At 68.7% G+C, this 18,348-nt stretch carries 21 protein-coding genes; 9 read left to right on the forward strand and 12 right to left on the reverse strand.

Annotated features, from left to right (window positions below; genetic code table 11):
- Positions 1-59: 59 nt before the first annotated feature.
- The gene (locus tag ACFWFP_RS06785) at positions 60-860 is read left to right on the forward strand and encodes an ABC transporter permease (RefSeq protein ID WP_379293796.1); all 801 of its coding nucleotides are present in this window, start codon (positions 60-62) and stop codon (positions 858-860) included.
- A gap of 78 nt (positions 861-938) precedes the next feature.
- On the opposite strand, the gene ACFWFP_RS06790 is transcribed toward ACFWFP_RS06785, so the two are convergent.
- The gene (locus ACFWFP_RS06790; protein WP_067453486.1) at positions 939-1,274 is read right to left on the reverse strand and encodes an RNA polymerase-binding protein RbpA; all 336 of its coding nucleotides are present in this window, start codon (positions 1,272-1,274) and stop codon (positions 939-941) included.
- A gap of 206 nt (positions 1,275-1,480) precedes the next feature.
- Here ACFWFP_RS06790 and ACFWFP_RS06795 point away from each other — a divergent pair, with 206 nt between their 5' ends.
- On the forward strand, positions 1,481-1,807 hold the full coding sequence (locus ACFWFP_RS06795; RefSeq protein WP_378627566.1) for a hypothetical protein: 327 nt from the start codon (positions 1,481-1,483) through the stop codon (positions 1,805-1,807).
- 73 nt (positions 1,808-1,880) lie between these two features.
- Here the strand turns inward: ACFWFP_RS06795 and ACFWFP_RS06800 are convergent, their stop codons facing one another.
- Positions 1,881-2,891 carry a hypothetical protein gene (locus ACFWFP_RS06800; RefSeq protein WP_379293551.1) on the reverse strand — a complete coding sequence of 337 codons (1,011 nt, stop codon included), beginning with the start codon at positions 2,889-2,891 and terminating at the stop codon, positions 1,881-1,883.
- Between the two features lie 104 nt (positions 2,892-2,995).
- The gene (locus ACFWFP_RS06805) at positions 2,996-3,847 is read right to left on the reverse strand and encodes an SDR family oxidoreductase (RefSeq protein ID WP_379293552.1); all 852 of its coding nucleotides are present in this window, start codon (positions 3,845-3,847) and stop codon (positions 2,996-2,998) included.
- 115 nt (positions 3,848-3,962) lie between these two features.
- Between ACFWFP_RS06805 and ACFWFP_RS06810 the strand changes: the two genes are divergently transcribed.
- A complete protein-coding gene (locus tag ACFWFP_RS06810; RefSeq protein WP_379293553.1) occupies positions 3,963-4,565 on the forward strand; it encodes a TetR/AcrR family transcriptional regulator in 603 nt (200 codons plus the stop codon).
- A gap of 51 nt (positions 4,566-4,616) precedes the next feature.
- On the opposite strand, the gene mqo is transcribed toward ACFWFP_RS06810, so the two are convergent.
- Entirely contained in the window at positions 4,617-6,059 is a 1,443-nt protein-coding gene (gene mqo / locus ACFWFP_RS06815; protein WP_379293554.1) for a malate dehydrogenase (quinone), read from the reverse strand.
- A gap of 90 nt (positions 6,060-6,149) precedes the next feature.
- Here mqo and ACFWFP_RS06820 point away from each other — a divergent pair, with 90 nt between their 5' ends.
- Positions 6,150-7,052, forward strand: coding sequence for a LysR family transcriptional regulator (locus ACFWFP_RS06820; protein ID WP_379293555.1), 903 nt, complete (start codon positions 6,150-6,152; stop codon positions 7,050-7,052).
- Between the two features lie 6 nt (positions 7,053-7,058).
- On the opposite strand, the gene ACFWFP_RS06825 is transcribed toward ACFWFP_RS06820, so the two are convergent.
- A complete protein-coding gene (locus ACFWFP_RS06825; protein WP_379293556.1) occupies positions 7,059-7,736 on the reverse strand; it encodes a M23 family metallopeptidase in 678 nt (225 codons plus the stop codon).
- A gap of 267 nt (positions 7,737-8,003) precedes the next feature.
- On the opposite strand from ACFWFP_RS06825, the gene ACFWFP_RS06830 reads away from it, so the two are divergent.
- Complete coding sequence (locus tag ACFWFP_RS06830) at positions 8,004-8,342, forward strand: ArsR/SmtB family transcription factor (protein ID WP_379293557.1); 339 nt, start codon at positions 8,004-8,006, stop codon at positions 8,340-8,342.
- Here the strand turns inward: ACFWFP_RS06830 and ACFWFP_RS06835 are convergent.
- Complete coding sequence (locus ACFWFP_RS06835; protein WP_379293558.1) at positions 8,324-9,298, reverse strand: glycosyltransferase family 9 protein; 975 nt, start codon at positions 9,296-9,298, stop codon at positions 8,324-8,326. The genes ACFWFP_RS06830 and ACFWFP_RS06835 overlap by 19 nt on opposite strands.
- Before the next feature lie 161 nt (positions 9,299-9,459).
- Between ACFWFP_RS06835 and ACFWFP_RS06840 the strand changes: the two genes are divergently transcribed.
- The gene (locus ACFWFP_RS06840) at positions 9,460-10,044 is read left to right on the forward strand and encodes an HdeD family acid-resistance protein (protein WP_379293559.1); all 585 of its coding nucleotides are present in this window, start codon (positions 9,460-9,462) and stop codon (positions 10,042-10,044) included.
- An 81-nt stretch (positions 10,045-10,125) separates the two neighbouring features.
- Complete coding sequence (locus ACFWFP_RS06845; protein WP_379293560.1) at positions 10,126-10,476, forward strand: hypothetical protein; 351 nt, start codon at positions 10,126-10,128, stop codon at positions 10,474-10,476.
- A 14-nt stretch (positions 10,477-10,490) separates the two neighbouring features.
- Here the strand turns inward: ACFWFP_RS06845 and ACFWFP_RS06850 are convergent, their stop codons facing one another.
- Complete coding sequence (locus ACFWFP_RS06850; protein ID WP_379293561.1) at positions 10,491-11,363, reverse strand: alpha/beta fold hydrolase; 873 nt, start codon at positions 11,361-11,363, stop codon at positions 10,491-10,493.
- Positions 11,364-11,464: 101 nt separating this feature from the next.
- Here ACFWFP_RS06850 and ACFWFP_RS06855 point away from each other — a divergent pair, with 101 nt between their 5' ends.
- A complete protein-coding gene (locus tag ACFWFP_RS06855; protein WP_379293562.1) occupies positions 11,465-11,851 on the forward strand; it encodes a VOC family protein in 387 nt (128 codons plus the stop codon).
- Here ACFWFP_RS06855 and ACFWFP_RS06860 read toward each other — a convergent pair whose 3' ends face one another.
- The 3 genes from ACFWFP_RS06860 to ACFWFP_RS06870 form a co-directional block, all read right to left on the reverse strand.
- Complete coding sequence (locus ACFWFP_RS06860; RefSeq protein ID WP_379293563.1) at positions 11,852-12,652, reverse strand: HugZ family protein; 801 nt, start codon at positions 12,650-12,652, stop codon at positions 11,852-11,854.
- Positions 12,649-13,905, reverse strand: a complete 1,257-nt coding sequence (locus ACFWFP_RS06865; protein WP_379293565.1) for a lipase family alpha/beta hydrolase — start codon at positions 13,903-13,905, stop codon at positions 12,649-12,651. The genes ACFWFP_RS06860 and ACFWFP_RS06865 overlap by 4 nt, the downstream gene beginning before the upstream one ends.
- Positions 13,906-14,119: 214 nt before the next feature.
- Positions 14,120-14,836 (reverse strand): metal-dependent hydrolase, encoded by a 717-nt coding sequence (locus ACFWFP_RS06870; RefSeq protein WP_379293566.1) that lies wholly within the window; start codon positions 14,834-14,836, stop codon positions 14,120-14,122.
- A 212-nt stretch (positions 14,837-15,048) separates the two neighbouring features.
- Between ACFWFP_RS06870 and ACFWFP_RS06875 the strand changes: the two genes are divergently transcribed.
- Positions 15,049-15,504: an SRPBCC family protein gene (locus tag ACFWFP_RS06875; RefSeq protein ID WP_379293567.1), complete on the forward strand. Its 456-nt coding sequence runs from the start codon at positions 15,049-15,051 to the stop codon at positions 15,502-15,504.
- A gap of 56 nt (positions 15,505-15,560) precedes the next feature.
- Here the strand turns inward: ACFWFP_RS06875 and katG are convergent, their stop codons facing one another.
- Complete coding sequence (gene katG, locus ACFWFP_RS06880) at positions 15,561-17,789, reverse strand: catalase/peroxidase HPI (protein ID WP_379293798.1); 2,229 nt, start codon at positions 17,787-17,789, stop codon at positions 15,561-15,563.
- Between the two features lie 11 nt (positions 17,790-17,800).
- Entirely contained in the window at positions 17,801-18,235 is a 435-nt protein-coding gene (locus ACFWFP_RS06885; RefSeq protein WP_379293568.1) for a Fur family transcriptional regulator, read from the reverse strand.
- Positions 18,236-18,348: the final 113 nt, after the last annotated feature.

Raw genomic sequence — 18,348 nt, forward strand, 5'->3', positions numbered from 1 at the left:
ACGAGACCCGCGATCTGCCCATCCAGCCGGCCACCCCGCGGCCTACCGCCGCCGAGGAGATGCAACCGAAGGCGCGATTCGTGCGCGACAGCGCGATCGTGGCCTACCGCAACCTGCTGACCATCCTGCGGGTGCCGACGCTACTGGTCACCGCCACCATCCAGCCGCTGATGTTCGTGTTCCTGTTCGCCTATATCTTCGGTGCCTCGCTCGGCGGCGACCAGTACCGGGAGTTCCTCTTGGCCGGCATCTTCACCCAGACCGTGGCGTTCAATGCCGCGTTCACCACCGTCGGTCTGGCCGGTGACCTGCAGAAGGGCATCATCGACCGGATGCGGACGCTGCCGATGTCACGACTGGCGGTCCTGATGGGGCGCACCCTGTCCGACCTGGTCGTCAACATCGTGAGCCTGGGCGTGATGTCGATCTGCGGGTACATCGTCGGCTGGCGCATCCACGGCAGCTTCGGCGATGCCGTGATCGCCTTCGCGATCATCTTGCTGTTCGCGTTCGCGATGTCGTGGGTCGGCGCCCTGACCGGTCTGGTCTCCCCGACGGTGGAGGTGGCGCAGAGCGCGGGCTTGATCTGGCTGTTCCCGCTGACGTTCATCTCCTCGGCGTTCATCTCCGCCGAAACCCTGCCCGGCCCCCTGCGCGCGATCGCCGAATGGAATCCGATCACGGCGGTGTCGGCGGCGGGTCGCAAGCTCTTCGAGAACGACTCGCCACCGGCCTTCGTCCCCGCGACGGGCTGGGCCGCGGAGAACTGCATCCTCTACGCGATCATCTGCTCGCTGGTCATCCTGGCTGTCGCGATGCCGGCGGCACTGCTGCAGTACCGCAAGGTCGCCAGCCACTGAATCATCAGCGGCTGGCGCCGAGAACGCCGAAGGCCGCCTTCCCGCATCGGGTAGGCGGCCTTCGGCGTTGCCACTGTGCTATCCGCGGCGACGGGTCTTCAGGAGGTCGAGGCGCTCCTTGAGCAGCTCCTCGAGCTCCTCCTTGCTGCGACGTTCCAGCAGCATGTCCCAGTGGGTGCGCGGCGGCTTGACCTTCTTGGTCTCCACGGAGGTGCCCTCCATGAGCTGACCCTCCTGGCCGTTACGGCACAGCCAGGTGGGCGGGATCTCCGCGTCGTCGGCGAACGGGACGTCGAATTCCTCACCGTTGTCGGTGCGGTAGCGGGCGATCCGGCGCGGGGCCAGGTCGTGGTCGCGATCGGTCTCGTAACTCACCGCTCCGAGCCGACTGCCCCGGAGTACGCGATCTGCCATGTGTGCTCCTGTAATTTCGGCGGCTGGTGCCGCAACTCGTACTACCTCAACGCACGGGAAGTATGAACTGTTCCATTGTAGTCGCCCGGCTACCTCCGCCGAGCGACCCCCGAATCGGCGCCGACGGTGGGTCGGTACCGGGAGGGTGCCCGCTCAGCGAGACCTGAACCGGCGAATTGTTTCCCGGGCCGATAGGGTTTCCGATCATGTCGCGCAGTCGCCTGCTGTCCTGCCTGTGGTGCGGGCGGGAGATCGTGGATTCGGAGTCGGGTCGGCGTCGCCGCTATTGCCGCCAGTCGTGTCGCCAACGTGCCTATGAGCACCGCAGCAGTCTCAAGGGGACCGGTATTCCCGAGGACGCGGTCGTGCTGACCGCGCAGGAGGCCGCCGATCTCGCCGATCGCTGGTTCGCGGCGCGATGTGCGGCCGAGGACGTGGCGACGGCGGTGGGAGAGGGAGCGTCCCCGGCGGAGTTGGCGGAGCTGAGCGCGACGTTGCTGCAACTGGCTCGGGAAGCCGAACGACTCCGCTGAATGCGCGAAACCCCGTGTACCCCATCGGAAGTCGATGAGGTACACGGAGCGGCACCGGTGGGCGACGACCACGCTAACTCGACAGTGACTCCCGAGCGCGCAGGTACACAGCCGTGACGCCGCCCGCGACGAACAGCGCGAGGGCCGCGGCGGCACCGGCGGTCGCGAGATCGGGACTGGTGAGCGACTGTCCGCGCAGCGCCTGCCAGGTCACCAGCGTGAGCAGTCCGAAGTAGCCGAGAACCGCGACCACGAGCAGAGCCGCACGGGTCGTTTCAGTGCGCAACCAGCGGTAACGCGGCGCGAGTGCCACCAGGGCGACGGCCAGCAGCAAGAGCGCCTGAATGCCGTGTAGTCCGACGAAGTGCGGGATGCGCAGGTCGCCGCCGATGGTGCTCCAGTGGGTGATCGGCATGCCCGCGGCAGCGTCACGTGCTGTATCGCCGGGCCGCACCGTGTGCCCGGCCATCAGTCCCACCACGGTGCCGTCGGCCGTGCGGACGAGCTGCGGCCCGGTGAAGCCCATCAGGTACCCGAGTGCCATGCCGGTCACCGCCAACCACAGCCCGGCCTTCAACGCGATCCTGGTCGGCCGGTCGGCCAGTTTCTGCCAGGAGATGATCACCGCCAGGACCAGATTCGCGAGGAATAGCCCGGGCACGCCGGAAGCGAACACCTGCTGCCCGATCTCGTTGACCGGGTCGGTGGCGTCGTTGAAGTGGCTGAATGTCCCGCGGGCCGCCTGGACCGCGATGAATCCCACATCGGCGACCCCGGTGACCGCGAAGATGGTGCCCAGCCACCAGGTGGCACGCCGTCCGCGATGCGGCAGCCGCAGGATCCAGGCCAGGGTCACGCCGTAGAGGGCGAAGGCGAGGCCGAACTTGGCCGGCTTGAGCCACACCGACTCGCCGAGTAGTAGCCGGTCGTCGACCACCATCCCGGCCATCGACACCACAACCAGTGCGGCCATGAGGGCGGAATTCACCAGCAGCGGGCCGTGCCAGGGAGCGCGGTCGGTGCCATCGCGGGCGGTGGGGGACGTGATCCGGGACAGCGTGTGGGTGAGGTCGATCGTCGCCATGGACCGACGGTAGAAATCCGGTGCGCCACACCACGTCCCGCTGCGGAACGGTTCGGCTCCGATACCGGGGTACGGGTCGGCCTACTCGGGTTCTAGGGGTTGTCTCAGATTCCCATCCGCCAGATCGCGGCGTCGACCGCGCGGGGTGAGACGAGCGCGAGTGCCTGCAGGACGCGGGTGTAGGTCGGGTACAGCTCGACCGGACGGGTCCGGATCGCGGTGGTGATCCAGTCGGCGGCGTCCTCGGCCGACAGTGCCGCCGCGTCGGCGTACTTGCCGGTGGGCGCGATCATCTCGGTGCGCACCAGCGGATAGCCGATCGTGGTGACGTGCACGCCACGGCGCCGGGTCTCCGCGCCGAGACTGCGCCCGAACGCGCCGAGGGCGGCCTTCGACGCGTGGTAGGCGGTGAACAGCGGCATCGACCCGGCGGCCACACCCCAGGTGGCCACATTGATGACGTGCCCGGTGCCCGCGTCGAGCATCGACGGCAGCAGCCCCATGGTGAGCCGGGTCGCCCCGAAGTAGTTCAGCGCCATGGTGCGTTCGTAGTCGTGGAACCGGTCGGTGGTGTCGGCGGCGCCGCGGCGGATCGAACGGCCCGCGTTGTTCACCAGCACGTCGACGGTGCCGAACTGCTCGAGCAGGGTCTTCGCCAGCGCGTCGGTCTGCTCGGCGTCGGCGAGGTCGCAGGTGATCATCTCGGCCTCCCCGCCCTCGGCGCGGACCGCGTCGCGCACCTCGGCCAGCGGCTCGGCATTCCTGGCGACGAGCACCACCCGCGCCCCTTCCCGCCCGAGCGCCTGTGCCGCGGCTTTGCCGACGCCCGACGAGGCGCCCGTCAGCACGACGGTCTTGCCCGCGATCTCGTGCTGCTCGCCGCGGACCAGCCGCGCGAGCATGCGGGGGAGTGTGGGTGGGTTGAGCAGTACCGATTGTGCGACTTCGGCGAACACGGGGACTCCTGTCGAGCCGTACGGGCGGGACGAACTGGCAATTTACTGAATAGTAAATTACAAAGGGGACCAATTGGGTGTCAACCGGCACGGGGCTCGATGGTTGGATGGAACAGTGAGTACAGCCGGTACCAAAGGTGTCCCGCGTCCCGAGCGCGAACAGCAGATCCTCGACGCCGCCGTCGCCGAGATCGGCCGCGTGGGGTACGCGGGGCTGTCCCTCGCCGACGTCGCTCAGCGCGCGGGCGTGTCCAAGCCGCTGGTCTACACCTACTTCCAGTCCAAGGACGGGCTCTACATCACCTGCGTGGACCGGGCGGCGACCGTCCTGTTCGACGCGATCGAAACCGCCATCGCCGGTGCGGGTGGTCTCAGCAAGGCAGAGCGCACCCTCGACGCGATCTTCGTCGCGCTGGAACCGCGTCCGCACGACTGGACCGTGCTGTTCGACCGCTCCCACCCCGACGACGGCCCCGCCGCCGACGCCGTCCGCGCCGCTCGCCGCCGGATCGCCGCCCAAGCCGCGCGCGGTGTCGCCGACGCCATCGGCGCTGTCGAGCTCACCGACCCCACCGACCTGTCGGCGCTGACCGATGTCTGGATGGGCGCGGTGACCTCGTTGGTCCTGTGGTGGTTGCGCCACCCCGACGAGACCGCCGCTCAGATGTCGGCCCGCAGTCATCGCCTGATCGGCGCACTCCTGTCCGCCCCGCGCTGAAACGCGATCCGCACCCCGGCTGGGGTGCGGATCTGCTTGTCCGGCAGGTGTTTACGAGGTGACTGTGGCGGTCGATCGGGCAGGCGGCAGCAATTCGGCGAGCAGTGGGGCCCATTCGTATCGGCGTTCCGGGAAGCAGCGCTCGAGCAGATCGCCCATGATCGACGGCGCGATGGAGGCGCCGGGGGAGGCGCCGAGCAGACCGGCGATGGTGCCGTCCGCCCCGGTGACCAGTTCGGTGCCGAATTCGAGGACGCCGCCGTGCTCGCGATCGGGTTTGACCAGCTGGGCGCGTTGCCCGGCCTGGACCAAAGTCCAGTCGGCGGCATCGGCGGTGGGGTAGAACCGTTGCAGCTGGGCGAACTTGCTCCGGCGTGAGGCCCCGAGTTCGGTGACGAGGTAGCGGACCAGATCGACGTTCCGCAGACCGACCGCGACCAGCGGGACGATATTGTGCGGGCGCAGGGTGGTGAACAGATCGGTGAGTTTGCCGTGGCGCAGCAGTCGGGTGCTGAAGGTGGCGTAGGGGCCGAACAGCAGTGCGCCCGCTCCGTCGACCTCGCGACGATCCAGATGGGGTACCGACATCGGCGGCGCGCCCAGCGCGGCCTGGCTGTAGACCTTGGCGTGATGCTCGGCGACGACGTCGGGGTTGTCGGTGCGCAGGAGCTGCGCGCCCAGCGGGAACACCCCGTATCCACGCACCTCGGGGAGACCGGCCCGCTGCAACAGCCGCAGCGCGTATCCGCCGGCGCCGACGAACACGAACCGCGCCCGGACCCGGAACTGGCGCCCGCGGTCGAGATCGCGCCCGCGCACGGTCCACACACCGTCCTTGCCGCGCGTGAGCCCGGTGATCTCGCGATGCATCCGGACCGCGTTGCCCGCCGCGCTCATCGTCGACAACAACGACCTGGTCAGCGCCCCGAAATCGACATCGGTGCCCGCGGTGTGCCGGGTGGCCGCCATCGCTTCGTCGTCGGCCCGGCCGCGCACGAGCAGCGGCGCCCAGCCGGCGATCACCGCACGGTCCTCGGTGTACTCGATCTCCGCGAACGCGGGCAGCGTGCGCAGCGTCGCGTACCGCCGGCGCAGGTAGGCGACGTCGCGCTCGCCGAAGACGGCCGTGATGTGCGGTGCCGGGGTGAGGAAGGTGGCGGGCTCGAGTTCGCCACGGTGGGCCAGCGCCGACCAGAACCGGCGCGAGAGCGCGAACTGATCGGCGATCCCCGCCGCCTTGGTGCCGTCGGTCGCGTCGGGCATGTAGTTGAGCTCGCACAACCCGGAGTGGCCGGTACCCGCGTTGTTCCACGGATGACTGCTCTCGCCCGCCGGTTCGCCGAGCCGCTCGAACAGCGCGATCGACCAGTCGGGCGCGAGGGTGCTCAGCAGTGCGCCGAGCGTGGCCGACATGATGCCGCCGCCGATGAGTACCGCGTCGAGTATGTCGTCGCCGCTGCCGGAGCGGGGCCGGGTGGGTGTGGTGTCGTTCATGGTCGAACCTCCCGTGAGCTGTGTACCGCCATCGTCGCGCCGGGAGCAGCGATCCGTCCAACACGGAATCGCCGACTATATGATCCGGATATGGATGATTCAGCGGAAACGGGAGCGCAGGCGCTGGCTCCGCTGCTGGCCGCTTTCGACGCGGCGGCCGAAGAAGGGCATTTCACGCGGGCGGCGCAGCGGCTCGGCGTGCCGCAGTCCTCGCTCAGCCGCCGCGTCAAAACGATGGAGCAGCTCCTCGGCGTGGCCCTGTTCCAGCCGGTCGGGCGCGGGGTCGCCCTCACCCCGCAGGGGCGTGACCTCTACGCGCACACCAGGGGACTGGTCCGCGCCCTCGACGACGCGGTGCGGCAGGTGCGTGCCGACGCCGACCCCGACAGTGGGCTGGTGCGGTTCGGGTTCCCGCTCACGCTCGGCCCGGTCAGCATTCCGTCGCTGCTCGCGCAGTTCCACACCCGCGCGCCACGGATCCGGCTGCACTTGGTGCAGGCGCACGGCGAGGCGCTGGCCGAGCAGGTGCGCGACGGCAGGCTCGACCTCGCGGTGATGATCCCGCCCCCGTCCGACCTGCCGACCGTCGATCTCGGACGCCAGCGCATCGACCTGCACGTTTCGCGCACGCATCCACTGGCCCGGCGCGCCCGCGTCGACCTCGCCGAGCTGGCCGACGAGGCATTCATCGCGAACCCGCCCAGCTATCAGTTGCGCACCCTGCTCGACAACTGGTGTGCCGCAGCGGGTTTCATGCCGAGAGTGGTATTCGAGATCACCGAGTTCGAAACCCTGCGCGCCCTGGTCGCACTCGGGCAGGGCGTCGCGCTACTGCCCGCCGCCGAGGTCGTGAACCCCGACCTGGCGGTGGTACCCATCGATGGCGAACGCGACCGCGAGGTCGGCCTGGTCTCGGGAGACCATGACTCGACGCTCGCGGTCGCGCGGCTTCGGGAATTTCTGATCGCGCGCCGGGCGGCGATCAGTGGGTGAGCGGGATCAGTCCTGGGCGACGCCGGCATCGACGCCACGCGCGGCGAGCCACGGGTGCGGGTCGATCGGGGCGCCGTAGAGCGAGCCGTCCGGCACGTGCACCTCGTAGTGCAGGTGGGGGCCGGTGGAGTTACCACGGTTACCGACGGTGGCGATGGTGTCACCGGCGTTGACGTGCTGACCGACCTGAACCAGGATGTCGTTCACGTGGCCGAACACACCGATGGTGCCGTCATCCTGCTGGACGCGGACCCACAGGCCGAAGCCCGAAGCCGGACCGGCCTCGATCACGGTACCGTCGGTGACGGCGAAGATCGGTGCGCCGATCGGGTCACCGAAGTCGATGCCGTTGTGCGCGGTGCCCCAGCGGGCGCCGTAGTAGGAGGTCAGCCTGCCGGTGACCGGGCGAACGGTCTGCGGGCGCGGCGGCGGCGGGGGAGCGATGATCGGCAGCTGCGGCAGTTCCAGGCCGACGGCTTCGCGGTGCTCCTCCCACGGGATCGGCGCGGAAGCGGGAATCTGGCCCTGCGGGCCCTGTGCCTCGGCGGGGGTGTACGCGGTGAAGCGGTACGGGGACTCACCGGCGTTGATGGCCTCGGTGGCGTCCGCGGCGATCGTGGTAGTGGGGACAGGGCTCTCGGGCGCACTGAAAGTGGCGACGGAGGTACCCACGAGTGCGGACAAAGCCACCGCACCCGCGACCACGCCTCCCCAACGACCTGCGAAGGCGTCGGAGACTCGAGCAGATAACGGGTTGGTCACGAACATGGTTATGAACGTAGCTAAACCGTAACCTTCGCGGCGAATCCTGTGGCTGCGATCACGAAGCGCTATAACCCCAGTTGATCTATAACGATACTCTAACGAAAGTCCGTCATCTGGTACTCACCGGGTGAAATTGCCCTGGTCAAGATCATTGCCGAAATCTCGCGTCCCAGGGACACTGATTCAGTGGACGCTAACGGAGTCCGTGCCATCACGGCGTTATCCGACCCCACCCGGCGCGCGATCTTCGAATTGCTGCCGCAGGGTCCCCGCTCGGTGTCCGACCTCGCCGCCGCCACCGGAATCACCAGCTCGGCCGTGTCGCAACACCTGCGCGTCCTGCGGGAGGCCCATCTGGTCCGCATGCGCCGCGACGGGAACAGGCACCTCTACTCCCTCGACCCCCGTGGCCTCAACGACGCCCGTGACTACCTCGACAAGTACTGGCCCAGTGCCCTGGCCGCCCATGCCGCCGCCCTGCGGGAGGCCGCCGACGCCGACCCGGCTCAGCCCACCCGGCGGTAACGCGATCTGCCGGATTCGGCCCATGCCTGCTTGTCCAGCTGCATATCGACCGCCGCGATCACCTCGGGCACGCCGATCCGCAACAGGCCGGGGTCGGTGCTCAGGCCGTCGGGATCGCCGACCTGTCCGGCCCAGAGCACCGCGTGCCTGCCGAGCAGATGAGCGGGCGGACCGCCGCGGCGCGGCGGTGTGGGGCCGAACAGCAGCACAGTGCGGGTGCCGAACGCCGTCGCCAGGTGGGCGACACCGGTATCGCCACTGATCACGAGGGCGGCCTCGGCCACCGTCGCCGCGAGGTCGGTGAGGTTCTGCCGACCGGCCAGCACCCGGTCGTCGGGCAGGCCTGCCTGAGCGGCCACCTGCCGAGCGATCTCATGCTCGAACGGGTCGCCGGTGAGCACCACGTCGCGGCCGAGTACCAGCAGGTGACGCACCACCGCGGCGAACCGCTCCGGCGGCCAGCGGCGCGCGGGCGCACCCGCGCCGATGTGCACGACGATGCAATCGCGACGGCTGATCGAGGCCACCGGCGGCACCAATCCGAGATTGCGGCGATCCGCGTCGATGCCCTCGCCCTCGAGCAGGCGGCACCACCGGTCGACGACATGCGCATCGGGATCCCAGCGCGGACCGGCGAGCTTGGGCAGGGCGGGCGTGCGATGACCGATGATCCGCGCGGCCCCGGTATCGGCCAGTGCTCGTGCGCTGGCGCCGTCGGGGCCGTGCAGGTTCACCGCCAATTCGGGCGCGGGACCATCCCAGATCAAGGCGGCCGGGTCGGCGGTGGCGACGAGTTCGTCGACCGAGGAGATCAGGTCGACGATCTGCTCCAATCGATGCGGCGCCGCCAGGACGATCCGGCTCTGTGGTTCGGCCCGGCGCAGGGCACGCAGAGCCGGGACCGCGGAGAGAAGCTCACCGAGGCCCCGAGCTTGCAGCACGAGTACAACCGACACATTCTTCATCTACCCGAGACGGTCCCCGACCAAACTTTCGCGAGGGCAACGATGTGACGGCTCGCGTACGCGCCCGCTCACGGCGCCGCGTGCGATCGCGACACGGTTGCAGCTCCAGCTAATTTCCGGAAAACCAGAGCAGGCGGGCATAACATCTCGTCATGACGACAAATACCGTGATTGGGAGCCCGTTCACGGCTCTTGCCAAGAAAACCTGGCAAACAGTTCTGGTCACCGGCCTCCTCGCGGTGGTCCTCGGCATCATCGTGCTGGTGTGGCCCGGTCCGTCGCTGCTCGTGGCGGGCATTCTGTTCGGTGTCTACATGGTTGTCAGCGGCATCTTCCAGCTGATCGCCGCCTTCACCCACCTGCCGAGCACCAGCTTCCGCGTGCTGTCGTTCATCAGTGGTGTGCTGTCGCTGATCATCGGTGTGTTCTGCTTCCGCGACGACCTCACCTCGATTGTGTTGCTCGGCTTGTTCATCGGCATCAGCTGGCTGTTTCGCGGCGTGGCCGTCCTGTTCGCCGCTCTCTCGGAGTCGGGCGTGCCCGGCCGGGGCTGGCAGATCTTCTACGGCATCATCAGCGCGCTGGCCGGTGTCGTCCTGATCGTGTGGCCGATCAGCTCCATCGCCACGCTGGTCTGGGTCGTCGGCATCTTCCTGATCGTCATCGGCGTCATGGAGATCATCACGGCCTTCGGTATCCGCAAGGACGCGCATCTGCTGGACGAGCAGCTGGGCTGACCCTCCCCACGGAAAAGTTCGTCTGAACCGGTCGGCGCCTTCGGGCGCCGGCCGTTTTCGTCTGAACTACGCTTCGCACCCATGGAATTCGTTTACAACCTGGTGGTTGTCACCCATCTGCTCGGCATGGCCGCGGTGGTCGGCGGGTACGTCGCCTCGCGTCCGGTGGTGTCCGAGCTGATGGTGTGGGGCGCGCGTGCCCAGCTGATCACCGGAGTGATCCTGGCGGGGCTGGCGTCGGGGATCGACTCGCTCGACAAGGATCCGGATACGACGAAACTGGCTGTGAAGCTGGTCATCTCGGTCGCGGTGGCCGCGTTCGCCGAAATGGGCCGCGGTGACGCGAAGCGGGGCAAGCAGATCGACTGGATGACCGACGCCGCCGGTGGTCTCGCGATCGTGAACGTGCTGGTCGCGGTGCTCTGGACCTGAGTCGCCGGCGGGAATCACGAGGTGCGTGCGAGGAGATCGGCCGCGACGCGGTGCGGGATCTCGAGGTGCGGGCAGTGCCCCGCGTCCGGGTATTCGACGAGGTCGGCGCCGGGAGAGCGTTCTGTGATCGCCTGCGCCATGTGCGCGCCCGCCACCGGATCACGCATGCCCCACAGGAATGACACCGGCACATCGGCGCCGAAGATCGCCTGCTCCCAGCGTTCCCGGTGGGCGGCGCGTTCGGGAATGTAGGCGAGCAGCCTGCGATGGACGTCACCGTCCGGGTCACCCGCCCGCAGTGCCCGATAGTGCGTGGCGGCGAGATCGTGATCGAGTGGATGCTCGGCGGAGAAGACCTCGGCCCAGCTGCGACGGAACACCGACTCGGTGTACGCCCGAGCCAGCAGGCGCCCGAGGCCGGGGACGAGCGCGGCGCGCTGCACGAGCCGCGGCCGGTAGTGCTCGGCGATCAGCCCGCCGTTGAGGAAGGTCGCCCCGGTCGGCCCGAACCCCGCGTCGGCGCCGCGGGCGAGGAGTTCGCTCAGCACGATCCCGCCGTAGTCGTAGGCGGCGACGTGCGCCCGGGTGACGCCACGCGCGGCGAGGACCGCGGCGACGAGATCGGCCTGTTCGAAGACGCTGTAGCGGTGCCCGGGTGGCTTCTCGCTGGCGCCGTAGCCGAGGAAGTCGACACTGAGCACTGTGCGTTCGGCGGCCAGAACCGGTTCGATCGCGGACCATTCGAGCGAGGAGCTCGGAAAGCCGTGCAGGAGAACGACAACCGGTCCCGACCCGGTGGTGCGCACGAATATCCGCCGTGTCACACCGCGCACGGTGACATCGATCAGCTCGCCGCCCGATCGCCACTGGTCCCAGAGATCCGTCATCGTGCCTCCCGCCGGTCACGCCCACCCTGTGGTCTCATTATGAGACCGAACCTAGCGCGTCCGTACGGGATCCGCCAGCGGGAATCCGCTAGCGTGGCGGCGTGCGATTTCTCGGCATCCATCACATCGCGATCATCGCGACGGACTACGCCCGCTCCAGAAGTTTCTATACCGAGACACTCGGCGGGACCGTGCTCGACGAGAACTACCGGGCCGATCGCGATTCGTGGAAGCTCGACCTCGAGTTGCCCGGCGGGGTCCGCATCGAACTGTTCTCGTTTCCCGACCCGCCCGCACGTCCGAGCAGGCCGGAAGCGGCGGGGTTGCGGCACCTGGCTCTGGCGGTCGCGAGCGTGCCCGCTGCCCTCGATGAGCTGCGGGCACGTGGCGTCCGGACCGAGGAACTGCGCACCGATGAGCACACCGGTAAGCAGATGGCCTTCTTCTTCGATCCGGACGACCTGCCGCTCGAGCTGTACGAGGCGTGATCAGTGCGTCGCGCGGGCCCGGCGCGCGAGTTCGACTGTCGCCGCGCGCAGTTCGCTGATGTCGGACAGGGGGCTGGCGTAGCCGACTCGGGTGAGCGCCACGCCGCGTGGTGATTCCACCCGCAGGTCGAGGCCGTAGCGGTCGGCCTTCTCGCAGGTGGCGGCGATGGCATCGGGGAAGCCACCCAGCTGCTGGGCCATCGCCAGCAGTGCTTCGGCGTGGTCGGCGTTGAGGTGCGCGACACCGGGCGCGGCATGCGCGACGATCGGGTCCGGCTGTGCGGCAAGGTATTCCGCGGCCGAGGCCGAATCCATCCGGCCGTAGCCGCCGACCCAGCGCACCCGCTCGATACGCAGCACCCACAGCGTGAAGTCGCTGTAGTCGATGTAGTACTTGGCGGCCGGGATCGCCGCCAGGTGAGCCGCGCGAGCCGCTTCCGCCTCGGCGCCGGTCGGGCGTTCCACGAAGCCCGCGAGGGTGATCCGGGTGCCCGCCAGCGGGTCGGCCGGGATATCGGGGGTGACGATCGCGACGCTGGCGCGCGGGTCGGCGGCCAGGTTGCGGCCGTGTTCGGCCAGGCGCGACACACACAGCACCGGCGCGCCGTCGAGCAATCCGTAGGTGATGAACGACGCCCACGGCGCGCCGTCGGCGGTGAGGCTGGCCAAGGTGCCGGTATTGGTGCCCGCCGCAATCGTTCTGGCTTCTTCGGCCGGCGAGGGGCGGGCCTCGTTGGCCAGGGGAGCGGTGGGCAGCGGAATGGCAGGTGCGTCGCCCGGGTCGCCGTGGTCGAGAGTCATGGCCACAGCGTATCCACCTGACGGGCGCGGCGGGGTGCGCTCGTCAACCAACTGCGCAGCGCAGCGTAGACAGCGTCGTGATTGAGCAGGCTGAAATGGTTCGCCCCGGGGATGTGCAGGCCGTTGACCGCGTCGAAATCGAGGCGCCGGGTCCGCCCACGCCCCGACCCGCTGCCGGTGAGCACCATGCCGTCGCCGATGATCACGCCGAGGGGGTGCTTCGGGCTGTGGGTGATGGTGGTGGTGACGAAGTAGTGATCGACGCCGGGCAACAGCGGCACTTCCCGCACCGCCCGCGCGCGCAGGGTGTCCACGTCGAGGTCGCGCCAGTCCTCGTCGACCAGCGAGCCCTGCCGCAGATCGCGGATGCCCGCGCTGCGCCTGCGTAGCAGTGTGCTCAGCGGCCGTGTTTCGGGCAGCAGATCGAGCGCGGCCGACGCGTAGTGCACGAACTGTTCGAGCGGCGCGCCGAGGTGTGGTGAGCCCAGGCATACCACCTGTCGCACCGACCGCACCCACTCCTGGCCCGACTCCTCGGCCTGATGGCAGGCGCTGCGCATGATCAGTCCGCCCATCGAGTGCCCGATCAGGCAGATCTCGTGGACCGGCATCGGCCAGCTGTCGACCAGACGGGTCAGCAGGGCGCTGAGCTGGGCGGCGTTCTCGGAGATGTGCAGTCCGGTGTTGCAGCGGACGAAGATCGGGGTGTAGCCGAGATCGTCTTCGAGGCGCTCGCCGTAGGTGGGGCGGTTGCCGAGCCGCCAGGAGTGTTCGGTCTCCACGAGTCCGTGCAGGAGCACGACCAGCCGGGTCGTCGGCACCGGGACGTGGGCGGCGAACTCTTCGGGCGGGACGGGAACGCCGTCGACGCGAAAGGTCATGGGGGAGGACAGGATCGGGGTCTGGTCCTCGAGCGTGTCGCCGATCAGCCCCTGGATCGCGGCGAGTATGCCCGCACCCCACACGGTGCGCGAGGGTGCGGTGACCCCGGGGAGCTGGACCGCGCTCGCGACCTCGCCGACGACGAAGCCGGTGCCGCTGACGGCGGCGTACACACCGTCGGTGATGGCGTCGTGCACGACCTTCACCGGCGCCGCGGCGGGGCCGACGCCCAGCCGTACCGCCGCGAACACCCGGTCGGAGATGGCTCGGTGGATGGCCGCGATGCCGTCGACCGCCCCGGCGAACTCGTCACCGGCGAGCCGTGTGAGCGCCTGTACTTCGGCCTGGGATTGGGGGAGCTGCTCCGTCACAGAGTTGAGAGTACAACTGTGCACTGAAAGCTGCTGGGGTTGGGGCGGCTTCGAGACCTGCGACGATGCCCGGGGCGCCGGGGTTGGGAGCGCTCACAAACAACATTCTGATACTGCGATATGCGCATTAAAACATGTAAGTCGAACAGGGGATCGGGGAAGAACCGGCTACGCCGGTCGGCTCGGGACGGCGGGAGCCCCGCCGTCCCAGCGATCACGGCCGGTGCATGATCGCGTACCAGAGCGCGCCCATCGTGCCGAGCACGAACAGGGGAGACAGGACCCAGGTCTCGACCCGATTCCCGGTCCGCTCGATCAGCGGCACCCGGGTGCGCAACGGAAACGGCCACAGCAACCGGCAGCCCCGATCGGTGAGACAGTCGCCGAGCAGATGGGCCAGGCACCCGAGGCCCACGCAGATCGGCAGCCACACCGGGCGGTCGACGATCCAATGGTCGACCGCGAATGTCCCCGCCGTCGCCAGCACGATCACCGTTCCGTAGGTCCGGACACTCTTTCCCGGCGGGCACAGGTGCAGCGATCGCACCGCGAGGGCGAGCAGGAAGAACACGAGACCGAGGGTGAACGGCCGGCCGAGGTAGTGCTCCCCGGCCCAGGTGGCCGCGACCGCGACGACGACGAACAGCAGTGAATGCGTGCCGTGACGATGTCCGCCCGACGCCCAGGAGATCAACCGGCACAGGTGATGTGACACCGGCCCGAGCACGTGGGAGATGGTGCCGCTCGGATGATCGGCGTCCGGCAGCAGTGCCGCGCCCGCGGTGAGCAGCGTGCCCATGATGAGTTCGGCGATGCCGAAACGCGTTGTGTCACTGTCGAACAGGGGAAAAGCGGCGACTGTGAGGGGTAGCGCGGCGGCCGTACCGGCCCAGGCCAGCGCCCCACTCGTCGCATGAGAATGTCCTAGCACCCCGCAACGTTAGAGTAAGTCACTACTTCGGCGCATATGCCGTGCACAGCGCCGGAATGCGAGGCGCGACTGGATCGTTGGGGCAGGGCAGTTACCCGACACGAGGGCCGCCGCGACAAGTGATTCCCGTGTTCGCGGTGTACCGAGCGAGTTAGTCGCGTGCTCGAGCGGAATGGTTGCCGGGGTGGGTGAGCTGCTGGTTCTATCGCCCGGTGACCGAAACCATCGACGTGCCACGCATCGTCCACGCCTCCCGCGACATCGCGGCGACCCCCGCCGCGATCTTCGACCTGATCGCCGATCCCGCGCAGCAGCCGCGCTGGGACGGCAACGACAACCTCGCGCAGGCCGTCGAAGGCCAGCGGGTCCGCGCGGTCGGTGACGTGTTCACCACGACGCTGACCAACGGCGCCGACCGCGACAATCACATCGTCGAGTTCGAGGAGGGCCGCCGCATCGCGTGGAACCCGTCCGAGCGGGACAAGACCCCGCCGGGACACCTGTGGCGCTGGGAGCTCGAGCCGATCGACGACACCCGCACCCGGGTGACCCACACCTACGACTGGACCGAACTGCACGACGAGTTGCGTCAGGTGCGGGCCAAGGCCACCACCGCCGACAAGCTGCAGGCATCGGTGGACCGGCTGGCCGGCCTCGCCGAATCCTGATCACAACGAAACACCCTGCGACTCGGACCGGGTCGCAGGGTGTTTCGCTGTTCGGATCAGGCGGTGACGTCGAACCGGTCCAGGTTGCTCACCTTGGTCCACGCGGCGACGAAGTCGTGCACGAACTTCTCCTTCGCGTCGTCGGTCGCGTAGGCCTCGGCCAGCGCTCGCAGCTGCGAGTTGGAGCCGAACACCAGGTCGACGCGGCTGCCGGTCCAGGTGACCGCACCGGAGGCGCGGTCACGGCCTTCGTAGACGTTCTCGTCGGCGGCCGACGGCGCCCACTCGGTACCCATGTCCAGGAGGTTGACGAAGAAATCGTTCGTCAGCGCACCCGGGGTGCCGGTGAACACACCCAGCGGCGAGGACTGGTAGTTCGCGCCGAGCACGCGCAGACCACCGATCAGCACGGTCATCTCCGGCGCGCTGAGCGTGAGCAGGTTCGCCTTGTCGATCAGCAGGAACTCGGCGGGGATCTGCGCGTCCTTGGACACGTAGTTGCGGAACCCGTCGGCCGGGGTCTCCAGCGCGTCGAACGACTCGACATCGGTCTGGGCCTGGGTCGCGTCGGTACGGCCCGGCGTGAACGGCACCGTCACCGGGAAACCGGCGGCCTGGGCGGCCTGTTCGACGCCGACCGCGCCGCCGAGGACGACCAGGTCGGCGAACGACACCTGCGTACCGCCCGCGGTGTTGAACGTGTCCTGGATGCCTTCGTAGACGCGCACCACCTGGGCGAGCTCGTCGGGCTGGTTGACCGCCCAGCCCGCCTGCGGCTGCAGCCGCAGGCGGCCGCCGTTGGCGCCGCCACGCTTGTCGCTGCCGCGGAACGACGAAGCCGCCGCCCACGCGGTCGTCACCAGCTGGGCGATGGACAGGCCGGCGGCCTGGATCTGCCCCTTGAGCGCGGCGATCTCGGAGTCACCGAGCACCGGGCCCTGCTGGGCGGGGACGGGGTCCTGCCACAGCAGTTCCTCGGACGGAACCAGCGGGCCGAGGTAGCGGGCGATCGGCCCCATGTCGCGGTGGGTGAGCTTGTACCAGGCGCGGGCGAACGCGTCGGCGAATTCCGCGGGGTTCTCCAGCCAGCGGCGGGTGATCGGGCCGTAGATCGGGTCGAACCGCAGCGACAGGTCGGTCGTCAGCATGACCGGTGCGCGCTTCTTGCCGGGGATGAACGGGTCGGGCACGGTGTCGGCGCCCGCGCCGTCCTTCGGGATCCACTGATGCGCGCCCGCCGGACTCTTGGTGAGCTCCCATTCGTACCCGTAGAGGGTTTCGAGGAAGTTGTTGTCCCAGGTGATGGGGGTGCTGTTCCAGATGCCTTCCAGGCCGCTGGTGATGGCGTCCTCGCCGACGCCCGTGCCGAAGCCGCTCTTCCAGCCCAGCCCTTGCTGTTCCAGCGGCGCGGCTTCCGGTTCCGGGCCGACCAGGTCGGCGTCGCCCGCACCGTGGGTCTTGCCGAAGGTGTGGCCGCCGGCGATCAACGCGGCGGTCTCCTCGTCGTTCATCGCCATCCGCGCGAAGGTCTCGCGGATGTCGGCGGCGGCGGCGAGGGGATCCGGATTGCCGTTGGGGCCTTCGGGATTGACGTAGATCAGGCCCATCTGGACCGCGGCGAGCGGACGCTCGAGGTTGCGGTCACCGGTGTAGCGTTCGTCGCCGAGCCAGGTGCGCTCCGGGCCCCAGAACACATCTTCCTCGGGCTCCCACGCGTCGACGCGACCGCCGCCGAAGCCGAAGGTCTCGAAGCCCATCGACTCGAGCGCGACATTGCCGGTGTAGACGATGAGGTCGGCCCACGACAGCTTGCGGCCGTACTTCTTCTTCACCGGCCACAGCAGCCGGCGGGCTTTGTCGAGGCTGGCGTTGTCGGGCCAGCTGTTGAGCGGGGCGAAGCGCTGCAGGCCCGCGCCCGCGCCGCCGCGGCCGTCGCCGACCCGGTAGGTGCCCGCGGAGTGCCAGGCCATCCGGATGAAGAACGGGCCGTAGTGGCCGAAGTCGGCGGGCCACCACGACTGCGAGGTCGTCATGACCTGCTCGATGTCGGCTTTCACCGCGGCCAGGTCGAGGGTGGCGAATTCGGCCGCGTAGTCGAAGTCTTCGCCCATCGGGTTCGCCGCGGGCGGATTCTTCTGCAGCAGGGTGAGGTTGAGCTGGTTCGGCCACCAGTCACTGTTGGCACCCCGCGCGTCGGTGGAGGCGAACGGACGGTGCAGGACGGGGCAACCGCTGTCACCGGGTTCCGTGTTGGCTTCCGCGATAGGTGGGTGTTCCTCGGGCACGGTGAATCCTTTCAGGAGAGTGATGGTGATGTCGTGCAGTCGGGGCACCGGCCCCAGTAGATGACCTCGGCTTCGTCGACGACGAAATCGCGGCCGTCGAGGGGAGTCAGGCAGGGCGCGTCGCCGACAGCGCACTCGACATCGACGATCACCCCACAGGATCGGCACACCAGGTGATGATGGTTGTCACCGACGCGCGTCTCGTAGCGTGCGACGGTGCCCATCGGCTGGATCCGCCGGAGCAGTCCGGCGCTGGCGAGTACCCGCAGTACGTCGTAGACGGCCTGCTGGCTGACGGTCCCGAGGGTGGCTCTGACTCGGCTCAGAATGGTGTCCGTGTCGGCGTGCGGATGCTGGTGCACTGCGATGAGCACCGCCAGGCGTGGCGCGGTGATGCGCAGTGAGGCTGCGCGCAGCATCTGTTCGAAGTCCGATGTGGTGGACACATTCCAGATCATGACTCATTCCAGAAGATGCGGGGAGGGTTTTTCCGGATGAATCGTGATGACATATCGGGCAATTCGCGCAATACTGACGGTGCAGACCGGATCGGGGAGTC

Origin of the sequence: Nocardia sp. NPDC060249 (genome assembly GCF_042728755.1) — a bacterium.
In the GTDB taxonomy this organism is placed as follows: domain Bacteria; phylum Actinomycetota; class Actinomycetes; order Mycobacteriales; family Mycobacteriaceae; genus Nocardia.